The sequence below is a fragment of the Klebsiella grimontii genome, assembly GCF_042137965.1.
Classification (GTDB): domain Bacteria; phylum Pseudomonadota; class Gammaproteobacteria; order Enterobacterales; family Enterobacteriaceae; genus Klebsiella; species Klebsiella grimontii.
The window spans coordinates 1,788,872-1,808,867 of the sequence record NZ_CP169721.1; the positions used below are offsets into that span (position 1 = coordinate 1,788,872).

The window sequence follows — 19,996 nt, forward strand, 5'->3', positions numbered from 1 at the left end:
GGGCGCGTCTGTTTTGAGAATAATCCGGGGTGGGGAGTGGGTATGTTCAGGCTGGAAGATCTGGCATTGTTTGTCCGCGCAGCGGCGTTAAGCAGCTTCAGCGATGCGGCGCGGGAGGCCGGGCTGCAGCCCTCGCAGGTCAGCGCGGCGATAAAGCGTCTTGAAACGACGCTGAATATCCGTCTTTTCGCTCGTTCGACGCGAAGCTTACGCCTGACGCCGGAGGGCGAAACCTGGCTGCCTTATGCCACGCAGATGATCGATACGCTGCACGCCGGGCTGCAAAAAATCCACACGCCGGATGACGAAGTCCGCGGAACGTTACAAATCGCCGTGCCGTCTGACCTTGGGCGCAATTTGCTTCTGCGCGTGTTTCGCGATTTTCGCCAGCGGCATCCTGCGCTGCGCCTGCGGATACTGTTTTCCGATCATCGGACCGACGTGTTTAAAGACCCGGTGGACGTCGCGTTTCGCTACGGCGATAACGACGATGCCTCGTTTATTTCTCTGCCCGTTGCGCCGGATAATCGCCGGGTGCTGGTAGCCTCGCCCGGCTGGATAGCCGAAAACGGCGAACCGCAGACGCTGGAAGATTTGGCCCGACACAACGCGCTGACCTACGTGCTGCGCGGCAGAGCGTTCGACCGCTGGCCGTTGAGCCTGGAGGGGAAAGTCCATCACGTGCAGGTTTCCGGCACTATCGTGAGCGATGACGCCGAGGTGATACGCCGCCTGGCGGTTGCCGGGGAGGGCATCGCCTTCAAGTCTGAACTCGACGTCGGCGATGATATCCGCGAAGGGCGGCTGCGGGTGCTGTTGCCGCACTATCAAGGAGACGTGGTGCCGCTGAATATGATTTGCCCGCACCGTAAACAGCTTTCTCCCGCGGTACGGCTGCTGTATGACGCAGTGAAAGAAGCGTGCGAAGCGGTTAATTCCCGCGCGCCCTCTGCGGGCCGGTAGCACCGCCTGCGGGAACGGTGTCGGGGTGATAAATCGGCGTGGCTTTTTCCCGGTGGCGCTGCGCTGACCGGGCTACGGGTTCACAGCTGTCTGCGGGCCGGGAGCCCGGACAAGGCGCGCCAGCGCCGCCTCCGGGAACACGATTGGCACTAACCTTAATGCTTCACCAGCGTGGCAAAGTAGTACACCAGCGGAATTGCCAGGATCCACAGGCCAATCGGGATTTCTCGCCACTTCCCGGCGATGGTTTTGATCACCACATAAAACAGCAGCCCGCCGGCAATTCCGGTGCCGAAGCTATTGGCAATCAGGGTAATCATCACCATCATCAGCACCGGCAGGCCGTCGGTGAAGTTTGCCAGATCCACTTTGCGCAGGCCGCTGAACATATTCAGGCCGATCAGGATCAGCGCCGGCGCGGTCGCCTCTTTGGGGATCATCAGCGCCACCGGAGTAAACAGCAGCATCAGCAGGAACATCACCGCCGCCGATAGCGCGGTTAACCCGGTTTTGCCGCCGGCTTCCGCGGCCGCCGAGGATTCAATCAGCGCGGTCGCCGCCGGAATGCCCAGCCAGGGGCCAACGGCCGCGGCGATCGAGTCAACCATAAACGGGCGATTGATATGCGGCATATTGCCTTCTTCATCCAGCAGACCCGCTTCGCCGCCCACAGCCAGGGTAGTGCCCATGGTGGAAAAGAACTCTGAAGCGAAGAACACAAACAGGAACGGCAGGAAGGCGATATTCAGCGCGCCCAGCATGTCGATTTGCCCCAGCACCGGCGTCAGCGAGTGCGGCATATCGATAAAGCTGCCCGGCAGCCTGGTAACGCCCATCGGAATCCCGACCAGGGTGGCAAAGAGAATCGCCCACAGAATCGACCCGGGAATTTTTCTCGCCTGCAGGGCGATGGCCAGAAACAGCCCGCAGAGCGCCACCAGTGCCCCCGGCGAGAGAAAATCGCCGAGCATCAGGGCGTTGGTTTTGGCGTTGGCCAGCACCAGCCCGGCGTTACGGAAGCCCAGCACCGCGACGAAAAGTCCGATCGAGGCGGTTAATCCGAGCTTAATTGACTGCGGCACCGAACGGGTCACCACTTCACGCAGGCCGAACTTCGTTAGCAGGAAAAACAGAATCCCCGACCAGCAGGCGATACCGAGACCGACCTGCCAGCCAATGCCTTCGCTGCCCGCCAGCGTGACGCCGACCAGCACCGAGCCGCCGATGCCCGGCCCGACGATAAACGGCAGGTTGGCATAAAACGCCATCAGCAGCGTACCGCCGACGAACACCAGGATCGTGCCGGTGGTTGCCGCGCCTTTATCCATCCCGCCAACCGCCAGCAGGCCGGGGATAACCACCAGCAGATAGGCGGCGGCGAGAAAGCCGGTGATGCCCGCGAGGCATTCGGTGCGCAGCGTACTGCCGCGGGAATACAAGGCAAAACGGCGCTCCAGCCAGCTACCTTGCGCGGATGAGTTAAGGGTATTGTCGGCCATGCTCAGGCTCCCTGATGATTATTGTTGTGTTCTGGGCGTTCCGGGATTTCCCGGCTCTCTATCAGCGGCTCGACTATCTGGCGAGTGCCGCCGTCGGTCAAACCTAAATCCGTCAAATGCGGACCGGCATTACAGGCCAGGCAGGTACCCTCAATCGCCTTAAATACGCGGTAGGGCGGCTCCCAGTCGGCGATTTCCGCGCTCAGGTCGCGAAGCTCGCGGAACTGCCGCGCCAGCTCCGTGGCGGGTAAGTCGGAGAGCATCCCGGCAATCGGCATCGCTACGTGGGCGAGGATTTTTCCCTGCTGCGACAGCGCCATGCCGCCGCCGGATTCGATCAGCCGGTTTGCCGCCAGCGCCATATCGTCAGGATCGCGGCCGAGCACCACCAGGTTGTGGGAATCGTGGGAGTAGCTGGTGGCGATAGCGCCGCGCAGTTCGCCCCAGCCCTCTAATAGCGCAATTTGCGGTTTTGCTTCGTGGCGGCCGTGGCGATGCTTAACCCAAATCAGGCTAAATCCGTCCGGGATTTGCACTTTGCCATCGCGGACCTGTACCTCAACCTCTCCCCACTGGGTGAAGCGTGCGCCGCGAATATGCCGCAGGCGGGCGACGCCGTGGCGAATAGCGCCGACGCGAAGGATAAAATCGGCTGGGCTGAGCGGCGGCATCTGTAGGGTATCGCGCGGCGGGGTCACGCCGCTCGCCGACGGAATCGACTCAAGTAGGGCGCCCTCGCGGGCAATCAGCTTACCGGCGACGTAAACTTCCCGCGCGGCGAGCTTTTCTAATGAATCGAAAACTACCAGATCGGCACGGCGTCCGGCGGCAATCAGCCCCAGATCGTTACGTTGCAGCCGGATCGCCGCGTTTAAGGTGGCGAAACGCAGGACGTCTGTTGCCGGCAATCCGTGCTCAATCAGCAGGTTGAGCAGGGCGATAATGCCGCCTTTTTCCAGCAGCATATCCGGCGGCACATCGTCGGTGCAGACGGTGATTTGCGAGGAGAGATGCGGCAACGATTTCAATGCGTTAACGATATCCGGCAGCAGGTAAGGGTGCGAACCGCGGATCTCTACCGTCAGCCCGGCGCGCAGTTTTTCCAGCGCATCTTCCGCCGAGGTGAGTTCGTGATCGGAGGTGACCCCGGCGGCGAGATAGGCCTGCAGATCCGCGCCGCTCAGGCCGCGCGCGTGGCCTTCAATCAGCTTGCCGCTGTCCAGGCCGGCCTGGATAATCTCCTGCATCCTCTCGCTGCCGTGCAGCACGCCATGCATGTCCATCACTTCGGCGACGCCGCAAACTTCCGGCCAGGCCAGCATGGTGGCCATTTCCGCGCCGGCGAAATCGGCGCCGGACATCTCCAGCCCCGGCGTGGACGGCACGCTGGAGGGGGCGGCGACCATCACCTGTAGCGGCAGATGGCGGCTGGCGGCGACGGCGTAGCGCACGCCCTCAACGCCCAGCACGTTGGCCAGCTCGTGCGGGTCCCAGAATACCGCCGTCGTGCCCTGAGCCAGGACGATTTCGGCATAGCGTTCAGGCGGCAGGTGAGAGCTTTCAAGATGGACGTGGGTATCCATCAGCCCCGGAGACAGGAAACACCCCGCCAGCGAGCGGCGTTCGCGGGCATCGGAGCGGCTGCCGCGCGGGTGCACGCTGGCGATCCTATCGCCGACGATCCCGACATCGGCCTCGCGAATTTCGCCGGTGGCCATGTCGACAATCTGCGCGTCGGTTAATAAGAGATCGAAAGGGGATTCTCCGCGCGCGGCCTGCACGGCGCGGCGGCGAGTTTCAGCACTGCTGGACATAACAACTCCGGCACAAGGATAATGGGGATACTCTAGGGGCAGAGCAAACGTTTGCCCAGATGAATAAATTTATCGCCCGATAACCTCGGGTTATTCTGCATGCTCACCGTTGACGAAAACATGATGACCGAACCCTGGCAACGTCTGCCCGCGCTCTCTCTCAAGCAGATTCAGTACTTTGTGACCCTGGCCCAGCTGCGTCACTTCACCGACACCGCTAACCGGTTGGCTATCAGTCAGCCGGCGCTAAGCAGCGCGCTGCGGCAAATCGAGACGGTGCTGGGTGGTAAGCTGGTCAACCGCACCGCCTCGGCGGTCACCTTAACCGAACTGGGGGCGGCGATTTTGCCCCACGCCCGGCGGGTGCTGAGCGTGGCGCAGCTGGCGTTTCAGGATATGCAGCAGATAGTCGAGGCCGGCGGCGACGGTACGGTGCGTATCGGTCTGGTGCCCTCGGTGAGCTCGCTGCTATTTCCTCTGCTGCCGCAAACGCTGGCTCAGGCGTTTCCGCGCCTGAGAGTGGAGTTTCACGATCAGACTAACGACGCCCTGTTTTGCGAGCTGCAGTCGGGAAAGATAGATTTTGCCGTAGGCGCAATAGACCGTTCGTTACCGCCTGAGCTGCAGGTTTATCCTCTGCGCGAAGATCCGTTTGTGGCGGTGCTGCACTGCGACGATCCGCTGGCCGGGCAGCCGCATCTGCCGTGGAAGCTGCTCGCGGGGCGCGATATCGCGGTGTTCTCAAAGGGCAATATTCAGCGCCTGGTCGGCGCGCTGGCGGAGAGCCATCGCCTCACGCTGCAAACGCGTTATCAGGTTGACTATATTGAAACGCTTTACGGCCTGGTGCGTTCCCGGCTGGCGGTGGCGATTCTGCCTGAGCTTTATACCACCCACCTTCAGGATCCGGCGTTAAAGGTGGCGCAACTTCAGCAGCCGGCGCTGACGCGAACCGTGGCGCTGATGCGCGGGCCGCAGCCTCTGCCGCCGCTGATAGAAGCGTGTTTTACATTATTACTGAGTTCGCTGCGGGAAGTGAATCTGTAGAGGCCGTTGCTCTCTCAGCTTGTTGTGGTGAAATGCGAGAGAGGTAACGGAATAGTTTGTTGTGCCTTTTAAAATCAAATAGTTATGGCTCTTTAAAAACATCAATTTGTTGCAAAAATGTCGGTAGATTGTTCTTGGTGGATAAATTTATTATAAAACAATAAGATATGGTTAGTGTGTTCCCCGCGCCAGCGGGGATAAACCGCAGTTCTGCCTTCGCAACAAAGTGCCGGTAATGTGTTCCCCGCGCCAGCGGGGATAAACCGGCTGCAGGCAGTCAGGGAGCTTGAATGCTGCGGTGTTCCCCGCGCCAGCGGGGATAAACCGGCTTCCCTCCATGATCCAGCCTGTACGCTGCTGTGTTCCCCGCGCCAGCGGGGATAAACCGCAACTGTAACACCTAGCGCTTCAGCAATTTCTGTGTTCCCCGCGCCAGCGGGGATAAACCGCTTGGCGATCCTGTTCGTGAGGTATTCGGAAGGTGTTCCCCGCGCCAGCGGGGATAAACCGATTGACCAGGCTTCCGCTGACCGACTGTTGAAGTGTTCCCCGCGCCAGCGGGGATAAACCGGCACTGACACACGAGGAGCTTTGCCAGTTAGCGTGTTCCCCGCGTCAGCGGGGATAAACCGACTCCCTTCTTGCCTGCTTCCACTGCTCTGATGTGTTCCCCGCGCCAGCGGGGATAAACCGGTTTGTTTCTGTCTCTTCGCGCATTCCTTAAGGTGTTCCCCGCGTCAGCGGGGATAAACCGACTCCCTTCTTGCCTGCTTCCACTGCTCTGATGTGTTCCCCGCGCCAGCGGGGATAAACCGGTTTGTTTCTGTCTCTTCGCGCATTCCTTAAGGTGTTCCCCGCGCCAGCGGGGATAAACCGAACGGGCGCAGATATCCATAGGTCCACGTAGCGTGTTCCCCACGCCAGCGGGGATAAACCGTTACTGGAGATCTGATGCACTTGCGTTCAAATGTGTTCCCCGCGCCAGCGGGGATAAACCGAAGATCAACCCGCGGATGAACACATTGATGCCGTGTTCCCCGCGCCAGCGGGGATAAACCGACGGCCGCTATACCCAGGACCAGACCCGGTATGTGTTCCCCGCGCCAGCGGGGATAAACCGGCTTATATTCCGGTCAGCAATGAAGACCGCGCGTGTTCCCCGCGCCAGCGGGGATAAACCGTTGATTGGTTTATTCGGTTGGTGGGGTGGGGAAGTGTTCCCCGCGCCAGCGGGGATAAACCGCCTATGAAGTCAGCAACCTCGGACGGGTCCGCGTGTTCCCCGCGCCAGCGGGGATAAACCGGCGGTGAACTCAGTTGCAAGTGGGCAGGGTGAGTGTTCCCCGCGCTAGCGGGGATAAACCACAGTCAATGTTTCCCGAACATGGTTCTAAAGAGTGTTCCCCCGCAGCTGGCCGCCGCGGGGGCTGATTTACGGCGTCACGATATTGAACCAGAACTCAAATTTATCCATATAGCCCAGCATCTCATCCAGCTTCGCGCCATCGCCGGTCACTTTCACTTCACCCTTATCTTGCGCCTGTTTTAGCGTTTCCTCTTTCAGGATGATTTTGTTCAGCGTGGCGCGATCCAACGCAATGGTAGCATCCGCGTCCTTGGCTTCGGCATCGGCGGTGTGGTTGAGCACGCCGTTTTCCAGCTCCAGCTTATATTTACCGCCATCGTTACCCAGGTCGATATTGAACACCGCTTTGGCGGTTCCGGCTTTCTCACCATTAATATGCACCGCAAGGTAATCGAAGAACATTTCCGGGGTCATCGCCCGTACGGTATCCGGGCTGGCGGTGTTCGGCGTCGGGCCTTTCACTACGCCGTTGCGTAGCTCCTGAGCGCCGGTCAGGTAGAAATTACGCCACGGTCCTGATTCCGCCTGATAGCCCAGCTGCTCCAGGGCATCGGCTTCCAGATTGCGCGCCTCCAGATTACCAGGATCGGCGAAGACAATTTTACTCACGACCTGCGCTACCCAGCGATAGTTGCCCTGGTTGTAGTCCTCTTTGGCTTTCTTGAGGATAGCGTCGGCGCCGCCCATATAATCAACGAATTTCTTCGCCGCTTCTTCCGGCGGCAGTTCATCCAGCGTAGCCGGGTTGCCGTCGAACCAGCCGAGGTAGAGGACGTAAGTCGCTTTTACGTCATGGCTGACGGAACCGTAGTAGCCGCGGTTGGCCCAAGTGTTGGCCAGGCTGTCCGGCAGCTTGAATTTGGCGGCGATCTCATCGCGGGTCAGGCCCTCGTTGGCCATGCGCAGGGTCTGGTCATTGATGTATCGATACAGATCGCGCTGGCTCTTCAGCAGGTTAACCACGTTCTCATTGCCCCAGGTCGGCCAGTGGTGCTGGGCCATAATGATTTCGGCCTTGTCCCCCCAGCGTACGATGGCGGCGTTGATATATTTCGACCACGGCAGCGGTTCACGAATTTTCGCCCCGCGCAGCGAGTAGGTGTTATGCAGGGTGTGGGTGACGTCTTCTGCGGATTCAATCAGCTTCTTCTCTTCGATATACCACAGCATTTCCGACGGTGCTTCTGAGCCCGGCGCCAGCATAAAATCGTAGGTCAGCCCGTCGATGGTCTCTTTCTGGCCATCTTTCTCGATGATATTGGTGGGAGCAATCAACGTGACGGTGCCGGCGGAGGTCGTGGTGCCGAGGCCTGCGCCAACCTGGCCGGTGGCATCCGGTTTCAGCAGGTTGCCGTACATATAGCTGGCGCGGCGGCTCATTACGTTCCCGGCCATAATGTTTTCAGCAACGGCGGCTTCCATAAAACCGGAAGGCGCGTAGATTTTGACTTTACCGGATTTCACATCGGCTTCATCGACCACGCCGCGAACGCCGCCGTAATGATCGACGTGGCTGTGGGTGTAGATCACCGCAACGACCGGCTTATTGCCGCGATTTTTGTAATACAGATCCATTCCGACCTTTGCGGTCTCCGCCGATACCAGCGGATCGACAACGGTGATGCCTTCTTTGCCTTCGATAATGGTCATGTTGGAGAGATCGAGGTTGCGGATCTGGTAAACGCCTTCGGTCACTTCAAACAGGCCGCTAATATTGATCAACTGGGATTGACGCCAGAGGCTGGGGTTGACCGTATCCGGCGCCTTTTCACCCTCTTTAACAAAGTTGTACTGCTGCGGGTTCCAGATAACGTTGCCCTGTTCGCCTTTAATCACCTCCGTAGGGAGCGCGGCGATAAAGCCTTTATGCGCGTTGGTAAAGTCGGTGTTATCGGAGAAGGGAAGCTGTTTGTACAGCGCGTCGTTTGCCTGTTTGGTTGCCGCGGCGGCTGCTTTGGGAGACGTTTCCGCCCAACTGGTCATGGGGAGGGTCGAAATGATTCCTGCCAGAGCCAGACTTTTCATAATCGGTGTTAATTTCATCGGAATCCTCATGGGTTTACGCTGATTCACTCGTTAATTTCGATATGACGCCGGGTTACATCCTGTAACGCCTTCTAAACTATAAACACGTATCTGAAAAAGTGTTTATTTTGTTAATTATTTGATTGCTTATTGTTAAATTCAGATCGGCGTGCGCTCCTCTAACCTCGCCAGGCCAGCTTGCGTTGTCCCGCGACTTACCGTAACCTGCCCGCTGAGAACGTTTTTATCTCTCAATGACTCGGGGTGCCCTTCTTTGTGAAGGCTGAGAAAAACCCGTACCACCTGATCTGGATAATGCCAGCGTAGGGAAGTCAGAGACCGCAGGGTCGTCGCTTCTTCATCGCCTGGCGGGAGCAAACGATGTCTGACCTGCTGAACCCCGCGCATATCGCCCATCTGCGGCACCTTTTTCACCGTCATTCCCCTCTTGTGCACTGCATGACGAACGACGTGGTGCAGACCTTTACCGCCAACGTCCTGTTAGCGATTGGCGCATCCCCGGCGATGGTTATCGACCCGGACGAAGCCAGCCAGTTTGCCGCTATTGCCGATGCGCTGCTGATTAATGTTGGTACGCTGACCGTCGAACGCGCGGCGGCGATGCGTGCGGCGGCGCATAGCGCAACGCAGGCGGGCAAGCCCTGGGCGCTGGACCCGGTGGCGGTCGGCGCGCTGACCTTACGGACAGAATTTTGCCGGGAGCTGCTGGCGCTGCAGCCTGCCGCCGTTCGCGGTAATGCCTCGGAAATTATGGCCCTGGCCGGAATGAGCGGCGGCGGGCGCGGCGTCGATACCACCGATACCGCCGCCGCAGCGCTGCCCGCGGCGCAGGCGCTGGCCCGCCAGTTGAATACCGTGGTCGCGGTCACCGGCGAGGTCGATTACATCACCGATGGCCAGCGCACGCGCGCGGTCACCGGCGGCGATCCGCTAATGACCCGGGTAGTCGGCACCGGCTGCGCGCTATCGGCGGTGGTTGCCGCCGCTGCGGCGATGCCCGGCGATCGGCTGGAGAACGTGGCCGCGGCCTGCGGTCTGATGAAGCTGGCGGGGGGAAAAGCGGCGCGGCAAGGCGGCCCCGGCAGCTTTACTCCCGCCTTTCTCGATGCGCTCTACGCGGGAGGTGACCTGTGAAACGAATTAACGCGTTAACCATCGCCGGCACCGACCCGAGCGGCGGCGCGGGGATCCAGGCGGATCTCAAAACCTTCTCGGCGCTGGGCGCTTACGGCTGCTCGGTCATCACCGCGCTGGTGGCGCAAAACACCCGCGGCGTCCAGTCGGTGTACCGTATAGAGCCTGATTTTGTCGCCGCGCAGCTCGATTCGGTCTTCAGCGATGTGCGCATCGATACCACCAAAATCGGGATGCTGGCGGAAACCGATATCGTCGAGGCGGTGGCGGAACGGCTGGCGCGCTACCGGATAACCAACGTGGTGCTGGATACCGTCATGCTGGCAAAAAGCGGCGATCCGCTGCTCTCAGCCTCGGCGGTGGAGACGCTGCGCCAGCGCCTGCTGCCGCAGGTGTCGCTGATCACCCCGAATCTGCCGGAGGCGGCGGCGCTGCTGGATGCGCCACATGCCCGAACGGAAAAGGAGATGCTGGAGCAGGGCAGAGCGCTGCTGGGAATGGGCTGCGGAGCGGTATTAATGAAGGGCGGCCATCTTGATGATGCGGAAAGCCCTGACTGGCTCTTTACCCGCGACGGGGAGCAGCGCTTTACCGCGCCGAGAGTCCAGACCAAAAACACCCACGGTACCGGCTGTACGCTGTCGGCGGCGCTGGCGGCGCTGCGTCCGCGTTACGATGATTGGGGGCGAACCGTGGCGGAAGCCAAGGGCTGGCTCTCTGCGGCGCTGGCGCAGGCCGATTCGCTGGAAGTGGGGCACGGCATCGGTCCGGTCCACCATTTCCACGCCTGGTGGTAACCGGCAAGACAACGTGTCAGCAGACTATGCTGAAAAAATAGGCTCCCGGCTGGAAAATATGCTGAGTCGGTACCAGGCTTAACCTGCCCAAAATAATTGGGTTGGGAAAACGCATGCCGGTTTCGACCGGCACTTACGGGAGATAGCTATGACTGATATTACGCAGTTGCTTGGCAAAGATGCCGACACGCTTTTACAGCACCGCTGTATGACGATTCCAGCCGACCAGCTCTATTTACCGGGGGCGGATTATGTCGATCGGGTGATGGTGGATAACAATCGTCCGCCGGCGGTGCTGCGTAATATGCAAACCCTGTATAACACCGGCCGCCTGGCGGGAACCGGGTATCTGTCGATCCTGCCGGTCGACCAGGGCGTAGAGCATTCTGCTGGCGCCTCTTTTGCCGCCAACCCGCTGTACTTTGATCCGAAAAATATCGTCGAACTGGCCATTGAGGCCGGTTGTAACTGCGTGGCCTCCACCTATGGCGTGCTGGCCTCGGTGTCGCGCCGCTATGCGCACCGCATCCCCTTCCTGGTCAAACTGAACCATAACGAAACGCTGAGCTACCCGACCGAATACGATCAGACGCTGTACGCCAGCGTTGAGCAGGCATTCAATATGGGCGCCGTAGCGGTCGGGGCGACGATCTATTTCGGTTCCGAGCAGTCTCGTCGGCAAATCGAAGAAATCTCCGCTGCGTTTGAACGCGCGCACGAACTGGGTCTGGTGACCGTGCTGTGGGCCTATCTGCGTAATTCGGCGTTTAAGAAAGATGGCGTCGACTACCATGTTTCCGCAGACTTAACCGGCCAGGCCAACCACCTGGCGGCGACCATCGGCGCGGATATCGTGAAGCAGAAAATGGCGGAAAATAACGGCGGCTATAAAGCGGTGAACTTCGGCTATACCGATGACCGGGTTTACAGCAAGCTCACCAGCGATAATCCGATCGATCTGGTGCGTTACCAACTGGCGAACTGCTATATGGGCCGCGCCGGGCTGATTAACTCCGGCGGCGCGGCGGGTGGCGAAACCGATCTCTCCGACGCGGTGCGCACGGCGGTTATCAATAAGCGCGCGGGCGGCATGGGGCTGATCCTGGGACGTAAGGCGTTTAAAAAATCGATGGCCGACGGCGTGAAGCTGATCAATGCCGTGCAGGATGTCTATCTGGACGGCAAAGTCACTATCGCTTAAGCACTCGCGTCGTCTGCCTTCCCCGGCGGCGCTGCGCTTGGCCGGGCTACCGGTTCACCGCCGTCTGAGGATCGGAGCCCGGACAGGCGCGTCAGCGCCGCCTCCGGGAAGCTATGCAGAGCAGGGTGACCGGTTCACCGCCGTCTGTGGGCCGGTAGCCCGGACAGGCGCGTTAAGCGCCGCCTCCGGGAAGCCATGCAGAGCAGGCGACGGGTTCACCGACATCTGTGGGCCGGTAGCCCGGACAGGCGCGTCAGCGCCGCCTCCGGGAAGCTATGCAGAGCAGGGTGACCGGTTCACCGCCGTCTGCGGGCCGGTAGCCCGGACAGGCGCGTCAAGCGCCGCCTCCGGGAAGCTATGCAGAGCAGGGTGACCGGTTCACCGCCCTCTGCGGGCCGGTAGCCCGGACAGGCGCGTCAAGCGCCGCCTCCGGGATCCCGCTTATTCGCGAATCAGCCGCGCCGTGTGCTGTAGCGTTTTATACGCTTCATAGCGCCGCTGATGCTCGGCGCTATACTGCGCAACGCAGCGATAGGTTTTATCCACCCGCGTAAACTGCTTCATCGCTTCCGGCAGTGAAGGGGCGACTTTACCTGCTACCGCGCCGAGGATGGCCGAACCTAACAGCACCGGCTCGCTGCTGGCGGTGCTAACTACGGTAACGCCGCAGGCATCGGCGAGTAGCTGGCGCACCAGCGGATGCTGCCCGGCTCCGCCGCTGATGATGATATTCTCGCTGCGGATGCCGCACGTCTTCTGCGCGTCAATAATCTGCCGCAGGCCGTAACCGATCCCGCACAGCCCGGCGACGTAGAGCGCCATCAGGTTGTCCAAATCCCGTTCCATCCCCAGTCCGGCGATAATCGCTTTCGCATGCGGGTCGGCCAGCGGCGCCCGATTACCTAAAAATTCAGGCACCACGTGCAGCCCGGCGGCGAGGTTAACCGCCGCAGAAGGAGTTTCCACCTGCGCCAGCACGCGATCCGCCAGCCAGACCGGCAGCGGGAGGCCTGCGGCTTTCGCCCGGTCGCGAGCCTCCGCCGCAGCCGGATGGAAGCTCAGCAACTGGTCGATGGCCGCCCCGGCCGCGCTCTGTCCGCCTTCGCTCAGCCACAATCCCGGCACCATCGCCGAATAGTAAGGACCCCAGACGCCGGGCACGAACACCGCTTCCTGAGTGGAAGTCATGGTGCAGGAGGAGGTGCCGAAGACGTAGGCCATATTGTTGACCGCGCCGTTCAGCACGCCGACGGTGCCGATGCCGCCCGCGTGGGCGTCGATCATACCGACCGCCACCGGGGTACCGACCGGCAGGCCCATCTCTTCTGCCGCCGTGGCGCAGAGGCCGTCGCCGCAGGGGGTTCCCGGATCGACAATCCGCTGGCCGATGCGGACAAAATCTTCATCCGCCAGCTCTTCGAGGCCAATCTGGCGGAAGTACCCGGCGTCCCAGCGTTGTTCATGCGCCAGGTAGGTCCATTTACAGGTCACGGTACACGCCGAGCGGGCTAAATCGCCGCTTGAGCGCCAGGTCAGATAATCCGCCAGATCGAAGAAGTGGCGCGCCTGCTGGTAAATGTGCGGGCGGTTCTCCTTCAGCCAGAGAATTTTCGGCGTTTCCATCTCCGGCGAGATTTTGCCGCCAACGTACTGCAGCACCGGGTGGCCCGTGGCGTTAATTTTTTCCGCCTGGCCAGTGGCGCGATGATCCATCCAGACGATAATGTTACGGTCCGCATCTTCCGAAGGCCCGACCGCCAGAGGCGCGTCGTTTTCGCCGATCACCACCAGCGAGCAGGTGGCATCGAAGCCGATACCGGCAATTGACGATGGAGCGACCCCGGCGCTGGCCACCGCCGTTTTAATGCAGTAGCACACCGCCTGCCAGATCTCGCGGCTCGACTGTTCCACCACATTTCCGGCACTGCGAAACAGGGTAATTTCCCGGGTCGCGTGGGCGAGAAGGTCGCCCCGCAGATTGAACACCCCGGCGCGAACGCTGCCCGAACCGACATCGACGCCAATAATATGTTGCGTATCGCTTTGCATAAAATCCTCTCACACAGGCTGGTTGAACGGTCAGAGATCGACGCTGTTAGGCAGAATCACGATGTCGCGTACGGTGACGTTTTTCGAGCGCGTGACCATAAACAATACCGACTCGGCCACTTCAATCGGCTGCATCAGGCTGCCGTTGGCCAGCGCTTCGTCCATTTTTGCTTTTGGCCAGTCGTCCAGCAGGGCGGTGACCACCGGACCCGGCAGCACGGCGCCGACGCGCACGCCGTACTGGGAAACCTGGCGACGGGTGGTATGCACAAACGCCTGGACGGCAAATTTCGACGCGGTATAGATAGGTTCCCAGATCACCGGCACCACGCCCGCGATAGAGCTGGTGAAGATAATATCGCCGGATTTTTGCGCGATAAGATGCGGCAGGACGCTGCGCACGCAGCGGAAGGCGGCGTTGATGTTGAGATGCAGCACGCGGTCCCATACGTCCGGGTCGCCTTCAGCCACCGGCCCGCCGATATAGGCTCCGGCGTTGGCGTGGAAAATATCGAGACGTCCGGCAAGGCGTAAAATGCCCTGCAGCAGGTTATCAACCTGTTCCGCCTGCATCAGGTCAACCTGCAGGGCGAAGGCGTTTTCGCCTAGTTCAGCGACGATTTTGTTGAGCTTCTCGCCTTCGCGGTCGATAAGCACCACTTTAGCGCCAGCCCCGAGCAGGGTTTTCGCGCATTCGAGGCCGATACCGGATGCCGCGCCGGTGATAGCGGCGACTTTACCGCTGAGGGAAGTATTCATAGAGGAGACAGAGTGGTTCATTTTATAATCCTTTACAGAGTCAGTTGGCGCTAACGAACACGAGGGCATCACGTTCGACGCCAGGGGCGAAAACTTGTTAAGGTATTGAATATGAGCCCCATTATTTGATGTTCGCTGGAATATTAACGATCAATGCGTGAAGACTCCGGCGGGTAAAATGCAAGCTCAATCGATGAAGCTCATGTTGCTCCAGCTTCATCGATTGAGCAAGTGGGGAAATTAACAGCGAAATGATTTTGTGACGCAAGTTGGAAAAATGAAGAAAATCACGATTTACGACCTGGCGGAACTCTCCGGCGTTTCGGCGAGCGCGGTCAGTGCCATTCTTAACGGCAACTGGAAAAAGCGCCGCATCAGCGCGAAGCTTGCCGAAAAGGTGACGCGGATTGCCGAAGAGCAGGGATATGCCATTAACCGCCAGGCCAGCATGCTGCGCAGTAAAAAATCGCACGTCATTGGCATGATTGTCCCCAAATACGATAACCGCTATTTCGGTTCAGTCGCCGAGCGTTTTGAGGAGATGGCCCGCGAGCGCGGCCTGCTGCCGATCATTACCTGTACGCGCCGTAGCCCGGAGCTGGAAATTGAAGCGGTAAAAGCGATGCTCTCCTGGCAGGTTGACTGGGTGGTGGCGACCGGGGCGACCAACCCGGATAAAATTACCGCCTTATGCCAGCAGGCGGGGGTTCCGGTGGTTAATCTCGACCTGCCGGGTTCTCTTGCGCCATCGGTGATTTCGGATAACTACGGCGGCGCGAAGGCGCTGACGCATAAGATCCTCGCCAACAGCGCCGGGCGTCGTGGGACGCTGGCGCCGCTGACCTTTATCGGCGGACGCAGCGGCGACCATAATACCAGCGAGCGTTTACGCGGCTTTCACGATGCGCACCGGGAGCAGGGGCTGAGCGTGCCGCAGGAGAACATCCTGGCGCCCGGTTATTCGAAAGGTAAAGTCGAGGCCTGCCTACAAGCGCGGTTTGGCGCCGCGAAGACCTCATTGCCGGGGATATTTGTCAACTCGACGATATCGCTGGAAGGAGTGGTGCGTTGGCTATCGCAGGCGGGATTGACCGGCAGCGAGCAGCCGCCGATGGGCTGCTTTGACTGGGACCCGTTTGTCTATCTGCTGGGGCACGATATCGACATGGTGCAGCAGGACGTGCCGGCGATGCTGGAAGCGGTGTTTCAGATTATCGATTCCGGCGATGCCAGCCAGCAGCGGATTGAAATCCCGCCGCTGTTGATGAGCAGCCGCTGAGCCGCTTGCTGGCGGTTGACGTTAGCGCGTCAGCAGCCAGCGGGCGGTATGTTCATCGGTCACCAGGCCATTGATCCAGCCGCCTTTAAGCGCCGCCAGAATCGCCGGACGTTTGTACTCGCCGCACGCCACCGCGATACGCGGACACTGGTTCTGGCGAATGTCATAGCTGGTAATCATTCTATTGATTTCGCTGTCAACCACGCCGCCTTCGGCATCGATAAAGCGCCCCATGATCTCGCCGATGCCGCCGCGGGCGGTCAGCTCATCCATCTGCGCCTGATTGATAAAGCCGTCTTTGAAAATCGGGCTTTGGGTACCTAATGGCCCAATGCCGACAAAAATAACGTCCGCCCGGCGGGCGACGGCGGAAACGCTGCAAAACAGCCGGCTGGTGCACCACATGTCGTACTCCTCCTGGGTCTGCGCGTAGCGCGGCGCGGGCCACTGATAGTACTTGGCCTTAATTTTGCTGGTCAGCAGCAGCGGGACGTCATCGTAATAGTTGCACTGGCCGTCGGCGTCCATGGCGCTGATCAGCGCCACGCAGCGGGTATTCTGGCTATCGAAATCGATGCGCTGCAGCGCTTTTTTCAGGGTCAGGCCGGAACCCAGGCCGATGATTTTCTCTTTATCATCCTGCAGATAGCGGGCCATCAGCTGATAGCAGCCGAACGACACGCTATCGAGGGTGCTTTCTTCGTTAAAGGCGGGCACGATATTGCACTCGATAAGCCGGTACTTCTCCTGCAGCAGCTGCGCGTAATCGAGGCAGTTAGCCACCGGATGGTGCAGGCTAATCGACACGATCCCTTCTTCTTTCGCGGCGGCGATCAGCCGCTGCACCACCGGCCTCGAGGTGCCAAGCTGGCTGGCGATTTCGCTCTGATTCTGCCCGGCGATGTAGTACATCCACGCGGCGCGGACCTTCTGATCCAGCCGGATATCGTCTTCTTTGCTCATGGTTTCCCGCCCTAAGTTGCTGGCCGCGGCGATAATTTCACCCGGCGAATACCCGCATTCTGGCCGTGGTCGGGATAACTGGCAAGCTTTTGCTCTTTTATGGTCATTTGTAATTTGGTTGGGTAATTATTCTTTTGTGATCCATGGCTCTTATTTCGGTCAAATGATCAATTACAGTGAACTCATCAACTCAAGGAGAGCAGAACATGAACAATCAATTCACATGGCTTCACATTGGTCTGGGTTCTTTTCATCGCGCTCACCAGGCGTGGTATCTGCATCGTTTGATCGCTTCCGGAGATAAGCGCTGGCATATCGCGGCGGGGAATATCCGCAACGACGCCGAGCAGGTGGTCCAGGCGCTGGCGGCGCAGGGGGGGCGTTACGTGCTGGAAACCGTCAGCCCGGAAGGGGAGCGCGAATATGAAGAAATCACCTCCATTCAAAAACTGCTGCCGTGGCAGGCCGGGCTGCAGCCGCTGATTAACGAAGGGGCAAACCCGCAGACCAAAGTTATCGCCTTTACCGTGACGGAAGGGGGCTACTACCTGAATACCCGCCATCAGCTGGAAACCAGCAACCCCGATTTGCAGGCCGATCTGGCAGGGGAGTGCAAAACCATTTACGGCACCCTCGCGCGGATTCTGGAAAAGCGCATGGCCGACAACGCCGGGCCGCTGACCCTGCTGAACTGCGATAACGTGCGCCATAACGGCGAACGCTTCCACGACGGTATGGTTGAGTTTCTGCAGCTAACCGGCAAGCAAGCGGTGATTGACTGGATGGCCGTCAACACCACCTGTCCGAATACCATGGTCGACCGCATTACACCGCGTCCGGCGGCGGACCTGCCCGCGCGCATCAAAGCGCAAACCGGTATTGACGATAAAGCGCCGGTGATGGGCGAGACCTTTATCCAGTGGGTAGTGGAAAACAACTTCCGCGATGAGCGCCCGAAGCTGGAAGCAGTCGGCGTGGAGATGGTTGCGTCGGTGATCCCTTATGAAGAGGCGAAAATCCGCATTCTCAACGCTTCGCATAGCTGCATCGCGTGGGCGGGGACGTTAATCGGCCAGCAGTATATTCATGAAAGTACGCTGACCGACTTCATCTACGCCATTGCCGACCGCTACGTCACCGAGGATGTGATTCCGTGCCTCGGCGATAACGGCATTGACCTGCCGACCTATCGTGACGTGGTGCTCAAGCGCTTTACCAACCCGTATATCCAGGACACCAACCAGCGCGTCGCCGCCGATGGCTTCTCGAAAATTCCGGCGATGATCGCGCCAACCCTCCAGGAGTGCTACCAGCGCGGCGTCCGCCCGGAAGCGACCGCCATGCTGCCCGCGCTGTTCTTCGTCTTTATGGAACAGTGGCATAAAGGAACCCTGCCGTATCAGTACCAGGACGGTATCCTCGACGCTCAGGCGGTACATGAAATGTTTGAAGCTCAGGATCCGGTGGCCCTGTACGCCCGCAATACAGCGCTGTTTGGCACGCTTGCCGACAATGCCGATTTCCTGGCGCTGATGCGCGAGAAGATCGCCGCCGTTTATACGCTGATTAAATAAGAGGTGGCTATGTATCTGGGTATCGATCTCGGCACATCGGAAGTCAAAGCGCTGGTCATTGATGAGAACAATGAGGTTATCGCCAGCCATAGCGCGCCGCTGAGTATTCAGCGTCCCCATCCGCACTGGTCAGAACAGTCGCCGCAGTCATGGTGGGAGGCGACGGAGTATTTGATGGCCACGCTGCGGGAAAAATGCGCCCAGCACTGGCCGGCTATTAAAGCGATCGGCCTTTCCGGGCAGATGCACGGCGCGGTCCTGCTGGATGCCGAGGGGGAGGTGATTCGCCCGGCCATTCTGTGGAACGACACCCGCTGCGCCGCGGAGTGCGCGGAGCTGGAAGAGATGGCGCCGGAGCTGCATCAGGTGGCGGGAAACCTGGCGATGCCGGGCTTTACCGCGCCGAAGCTGCTGTGGGTACGCCGCCACGAGCCGCAATACTTTCAGCGCACCGCCACGGTGCTGCTGCCGAAAGACTATCTGCGCTACCGGATGACGGGTAAGAAAGTCTCCGATATGTCGGACGCCGCCGGGACGCTGTGGCTGGACGTGGCGAAGCGCGACTGGTCCGATTCTCTGCTGGATAAGTGCGGCCTGTCGCGCAGCCAGATGCCGACCCTGGTCGAAGGCTGCGAGGTGTCCGCCACGCTTGACCCGCAGGTGGCCGAGCGCTGGGGGCTGAACGCCTCGGTAGCGGTTGCCGGAGGCGGCGGCGATAACGCGGTCAGCGCCATCGGCGTCGGCGCGGTCTCGCCGGGAGACGCGTTTATTTCGCTTGGCACCTCCGGGGTGCTGTTTGTGGTGACCGACGCCTATCGTCCGGCGCCGCAGTCGGCGGTACACGCCTTTTGTCACGTTCTGCCGAATCTGTGGCATCAGATGAGCGTCATGCTCAGCGCCGCCAGCTGTTTGCAGTGGTTCTGCCGCCTGACCGGCACCACGGAGGTGGCGCTGCTGGAGGAGATTGCCCAACTTAGCGAGGAGGAGAAGGCCCATGCGCCGTTCTTCTTACCCTATCTCTCCGGCGAACGTACTCCGCACAACGATCCTGACGCGCGCGGCATGTTCTGGGGCATGACCCACTCCAGCCTGCGCGCCCAGCTCGGCTATGCGGTGCTGGAAGGCGTGAGCTTCGGCATCAACGACGGCCTGCGGGTGCTGAAAGAGAGCGGGACGCGGATTGAACAATGTTCACTGGTTGGCGGCGGCGCCCGCAGCCCGTTCTGGGCGCAGCTGTTGGCCGATATTCTCGATATGCCGGTGGTGACCCACAAAGGGGGAGAAACCGGCGGCGCGTTGGGCGCGGCGCGGCTGGCCTGCCTGGCGGCGGGCAAACCGCTTGCCGCCGTGTGTGAAAAACCGGAGGTCTGGCAGACCTGGCGCGCTGACCCGGTACGCCATCAGACCCTGATGCGCCGCTACGCGCAGTTTAACTCCTTGTATTTAAACGATCTGAACTATCGGCAGCACTAATTTTTATCACGATAACCGTTCCGGTGAACTGA

General features: G+C 60.1%; 14 protein-coding genes, 1 CRISPR repeat array and 1 riboswitch. Of the genes, 8 read left to right on the forward strand and 6 right to left on the reverse strand.

The window, feature by feature from the left end; genetic code table 11:
* Positions 1-42: 42 nt before the first annotated feature.
* Complete coding sequence (locus ACE3MN_RS08540; RefSeq protein ID WP_024359183.1) at positions 43-963, forward strand: LysR family transcriptional regulator; 921 nt, start codon at positions 43-45, stop codon at positions 961-963.
* A gap of 155 nt (positions 964-1,118) precedes the next feature.
* On the opposite strand, the gene ACE3MN_RS08545 is transcribed toward ACE3MN_RS08540, so the two are convergent.
* Both ACE3MN_RS08545 and ACE3MN_RS08550 read right to left on the reverse strand, forming a co-directional pair.
* Complete coding sequence (locus tag ACE3MN_RS08545) at positions 1,119-2,462, reverse strand: NCS2 family permease (RefSeq protein WP_024359182.1); 1,344 nt, start codon at positions 2,460-2,462, stop codon at positions 1,119-1,121.
* A 2-nt stretch (positions 2,463-2,464) separates the two neighbouring features.
* Positions 2,465-4,276 (reverse strand): adenine deaminase, encoded by a 1,812-nt coding sequence (locus ACE3MN_RS08550; RefSeq protein WP_064410732.1) that lies wholly within the window; start codon positions 4,274-4,276, stop codon positions 2,465-2,467.
* Between the two features lie 120 nt (positions 4,277-4,396).
* On the opposite strand from ACE3MN_RS08550, the gene ACE3MN_RS08555 reads away from it, so the two are divergent.
* Positions 4,397-5,323, forward strand: a complete 927-nt coding sequence (locus tag ACE3MN_RS08555; protein WP_171820856.1) for a LysR family transcriptional regulator — start codon at positions 4,397-4,399, stop codon at positions 5,321-5,323.
* A 176-nt stretch (positions 5,324-5,499) separates the two neighbouring features.
* Positions 5,500-6,688: a CRISPR direct-repeat array (repeat unit 29 nt; unit sequence GTGTTCCCCGCGCCAGCGGGGATAAACCG).
* A gap of 67 nt (positions 6,689-6,755) precedes the next feature.
* Here ACE3MN_RS08555 and ACE3MN_RS08560 read toward each other — a convergent pair.
* Positions 6,756-8,732, reverse strand: coding sequence for an alkyl/aryl-sulfatase (locus ACE3MN_RS08560; RefSeq protein ID WP_049087126.1), 1,977 nt, complete (start codon positions 8,730-8,732; stop codon positions 6,756-6,758).
* Between the two features lie 232 nt (positions 8,733-8,964).
* Positions 8,965-9,061, forward strand: a riboswitch (TPP riboswitch).
* 34 nt (positions 9,062-9,095) lie between these two features.
* On the opposite strand from ACE3MN_RS08560, the gene thiM reads away from it, so the two are divergent.
* From thiM to fbaB, 3 genes are all read left to right on the forward strand, one after another.
* The gene (thiM, locus tag ACE3MN_RS08565; RefSeq protein ID WP_004138623.1) at positions 9,096-9,869 is read left to right on the forward strand and encodes a hydroxyethylthiazole kinase; all 774 of its coding nucleotides are present in this window, start codon (positions 9,096-9,098) and stop codon (positions 9,867-9,869) included.
* Entirely contained in the window at positions 9,866-10,666 is an 801-nt protein-coding gene (gene thiD / locus ACE3MN_RS08570; protein ID WP_049099702.1) for a bifunctional hydroxymethylpyrimidine kinase/phosphomethylpyrimidine kinase, read from the forward strand. Before thiM ends, thiD begins: the two co-directional genes overlap by 4 nt.
* Before the next feature lie 148 nt (positions 10,667-10,814).
* A complete protein-coding gene (gene fbaB / locus ACE3MN_RS08575) occupies positions 10,815-11,867 on the forward strand; it encodes a class I fructose-bisphosphate aldolase (protein ID WP_004103793.1) in 1,053 nt (350 codons plus the stop codon).
* A gap of 441 nt (positions 11,868-12,308) precedes the next feature.
* On the opposite strand, the gene ACE3MN_RS08580 is transcribed toward fbaB, so the two are convergent.
* Positions 12,309-13,916: an FGGY-family carbohydrate kinase gene (locus ACE3MN_RS08580; protein WP_155552448.1), complete on the reverse strand. Its 1,608-nt coding sequence runs from the start codon at positions 13,914-13,916 to the stop codon at positions 12,309-12,311.
* A gap of 30 nt (positions 13,917-13,946) precedes the next feature.
* Positions 13,947-14,696 carry an SDR family oxidoreductase gene (locus tag ACE3MN_RS08585; RefSeq protein ID WP_049087595.1) on the reverse strand — a complete coding sequence of 250 codons (750 nt, stop codon included), beginning with the start codon at positions 14,694-14,696 and terminating at the stop codon, positions 13,947-13,949.
* A 256-nt stretch (positions 14,697-14,952) separates the two neighbouring features.
* On the opposite strand from ACE3MN_RS08585, the gene ACE3MN_RS08590 reads away from it, so the two are divergent.
* Positions 14,953-15,954 (forward strand): substrate-binding domain-containing protein, encoded by a 1,002-nt coding sequence (locus tag ACE3MN_RS08590; protein WP_049130873.1) that lies wholly within the window; start codon positions 14,953-14,955, stop codon positions 15,952-15,954.
* A 21-nt stretch (positions 15,955-15,975) separates the two neighbouring features.
* Here the strand turns inward: ACE3MN_RS08590 and ACE3MN_RS08595 are convergent, their stop codons facing one another.
* Positions 15,976-16,917, reverse strand: coding sequence for a sugar-binding transcriptional regulator (locus tag ACE3MN_RS08595; RefSeq protein ID WP_024359175.1), 942 nt, complete (start codon positions 16,915-16,917; stop codon positions 15,976-15,978).
* Between the two features lie 206 nt (positions 16,918-17,123).
* Here ACE3MN_RS08595 and dalD point away from each other — a divergent pair, with 206 nt between their 5' ends.
* Both dalD and xylB read left to right on the forward strand, forming a co-directional pair.
* Positions 17,124-18,491 (forward strand): D-arabinitol 4-dehydrogenase, encoded by a 1,368-nt coding sequence (gene dalD, locus ACE3MN_RS08600; protein WP_024359174.1) that lies wholly within the window; start codon positions 17,124-17,126, stop codon positions 18,489-18,491.
* Positions 18,492-18,500: 9 nt separating this feature from the next.
* Positions 18,501-19,964 (forward strand): xylulokinase, encoded by a 1,464-nt coding sequence (gene xylB / locus ACE3MN_RS08605; RefSeq protein WP_101868361.1) that lies wholly within the window; start codon positions 18,501-18,503, stop codon positions 19,962-19,964.
* The last annotated feature ends 32 nt before the right edge of the window (positions 19,965-19,996 follow it).

Coding starts and splice junctions, on each gene's coding strand:
- ACE3MN_RS08540 (WP_024359183.1), top strand. CDS start 43: ATGTTCAGGCTGGAAGATCTGGCATTGTTTGTCCGCGCAGCGGCGTTA.
- ACE3MN_RS08580 (WP_155552448.1), bottom strand. CDS start 13,916: ATGCAAAGCGATACGCAACATATTATTGGCGTCGATGTCGGTTCGGGC.
- ACE3MN_RS08585 (WP_049087595.1), bottom strand. CDS start 14,696: ATGAACCACTCTGTCTCCTCTATGAATACTTCCCTCAGCGGTAAAGTC.
- ACE3MN_RS08560 (WP_049087126.1), bottom strand. CDS start 8,732: ATGAAATTAACACCGATTATGAAAAGTCTGGCTCTGGCAGGAATCATT.
- ACE3MN_RS08550 (WP_064410732.1), bottom strand. CDS start 4,276: ATGTCCAGCAGTGCTGAAACTCGCCGCCGCGCCGTGCAGGCCGCGCGC.
- ACE3MN_RS08590 (WP_049130873.1), top strand. CDS start 14,953: ATGAAGAAAATCACGATTTACGACCTGGCGGAACTCTCCGGCGTTTCG.
- fbaB (WP_004103793.1), top strand. CDS start 10,815: ATGACTGATATTACGCAGTTGCTTGGCAAAGATGCCGACACGCTTTTA.
- ACE3MN_RS08555 (WP_171820856.1), top strand. CDS start 4,397: ATGATGACCGAACCCTGGCAACGTCTGCCCGCGCTCTCTCTCAAGCAG.
- dalD (WP_024359174.1), top strand. CDS start 17,124: ATGAACAATCAATTCACATGGCTTCACATTGGTCTGGGTTCTTTTCAT.
- ACE3MN_RS08595 (WP_024359175.1), bottom strand. CDS start 16,917: ATGAGCAAAGAAGACGATATCCGGCTGGATCAGAAGGTCCGCGCCGCG.
- thiM (WP_004138623.1), top strand. CDS start 9,096: ATGTCTGACCTGCTGAACCCCGCGCATATCGCCCATCTGCGGCACCTT.
- xylB (WP_101868361.1), top strand. CDS start 18,501: ATGTATCTGGGTATCGATCTCGGCACATCGGAAGTCAAAGCGCTGGTC.
- ACE3MN_RS08545 (WP_024359182.1), bottom strand. CDS start 2,462: ATGGCCGACAATACCCTTAACTCATCCGCGCAAGGTAGCTGGCTGGAG.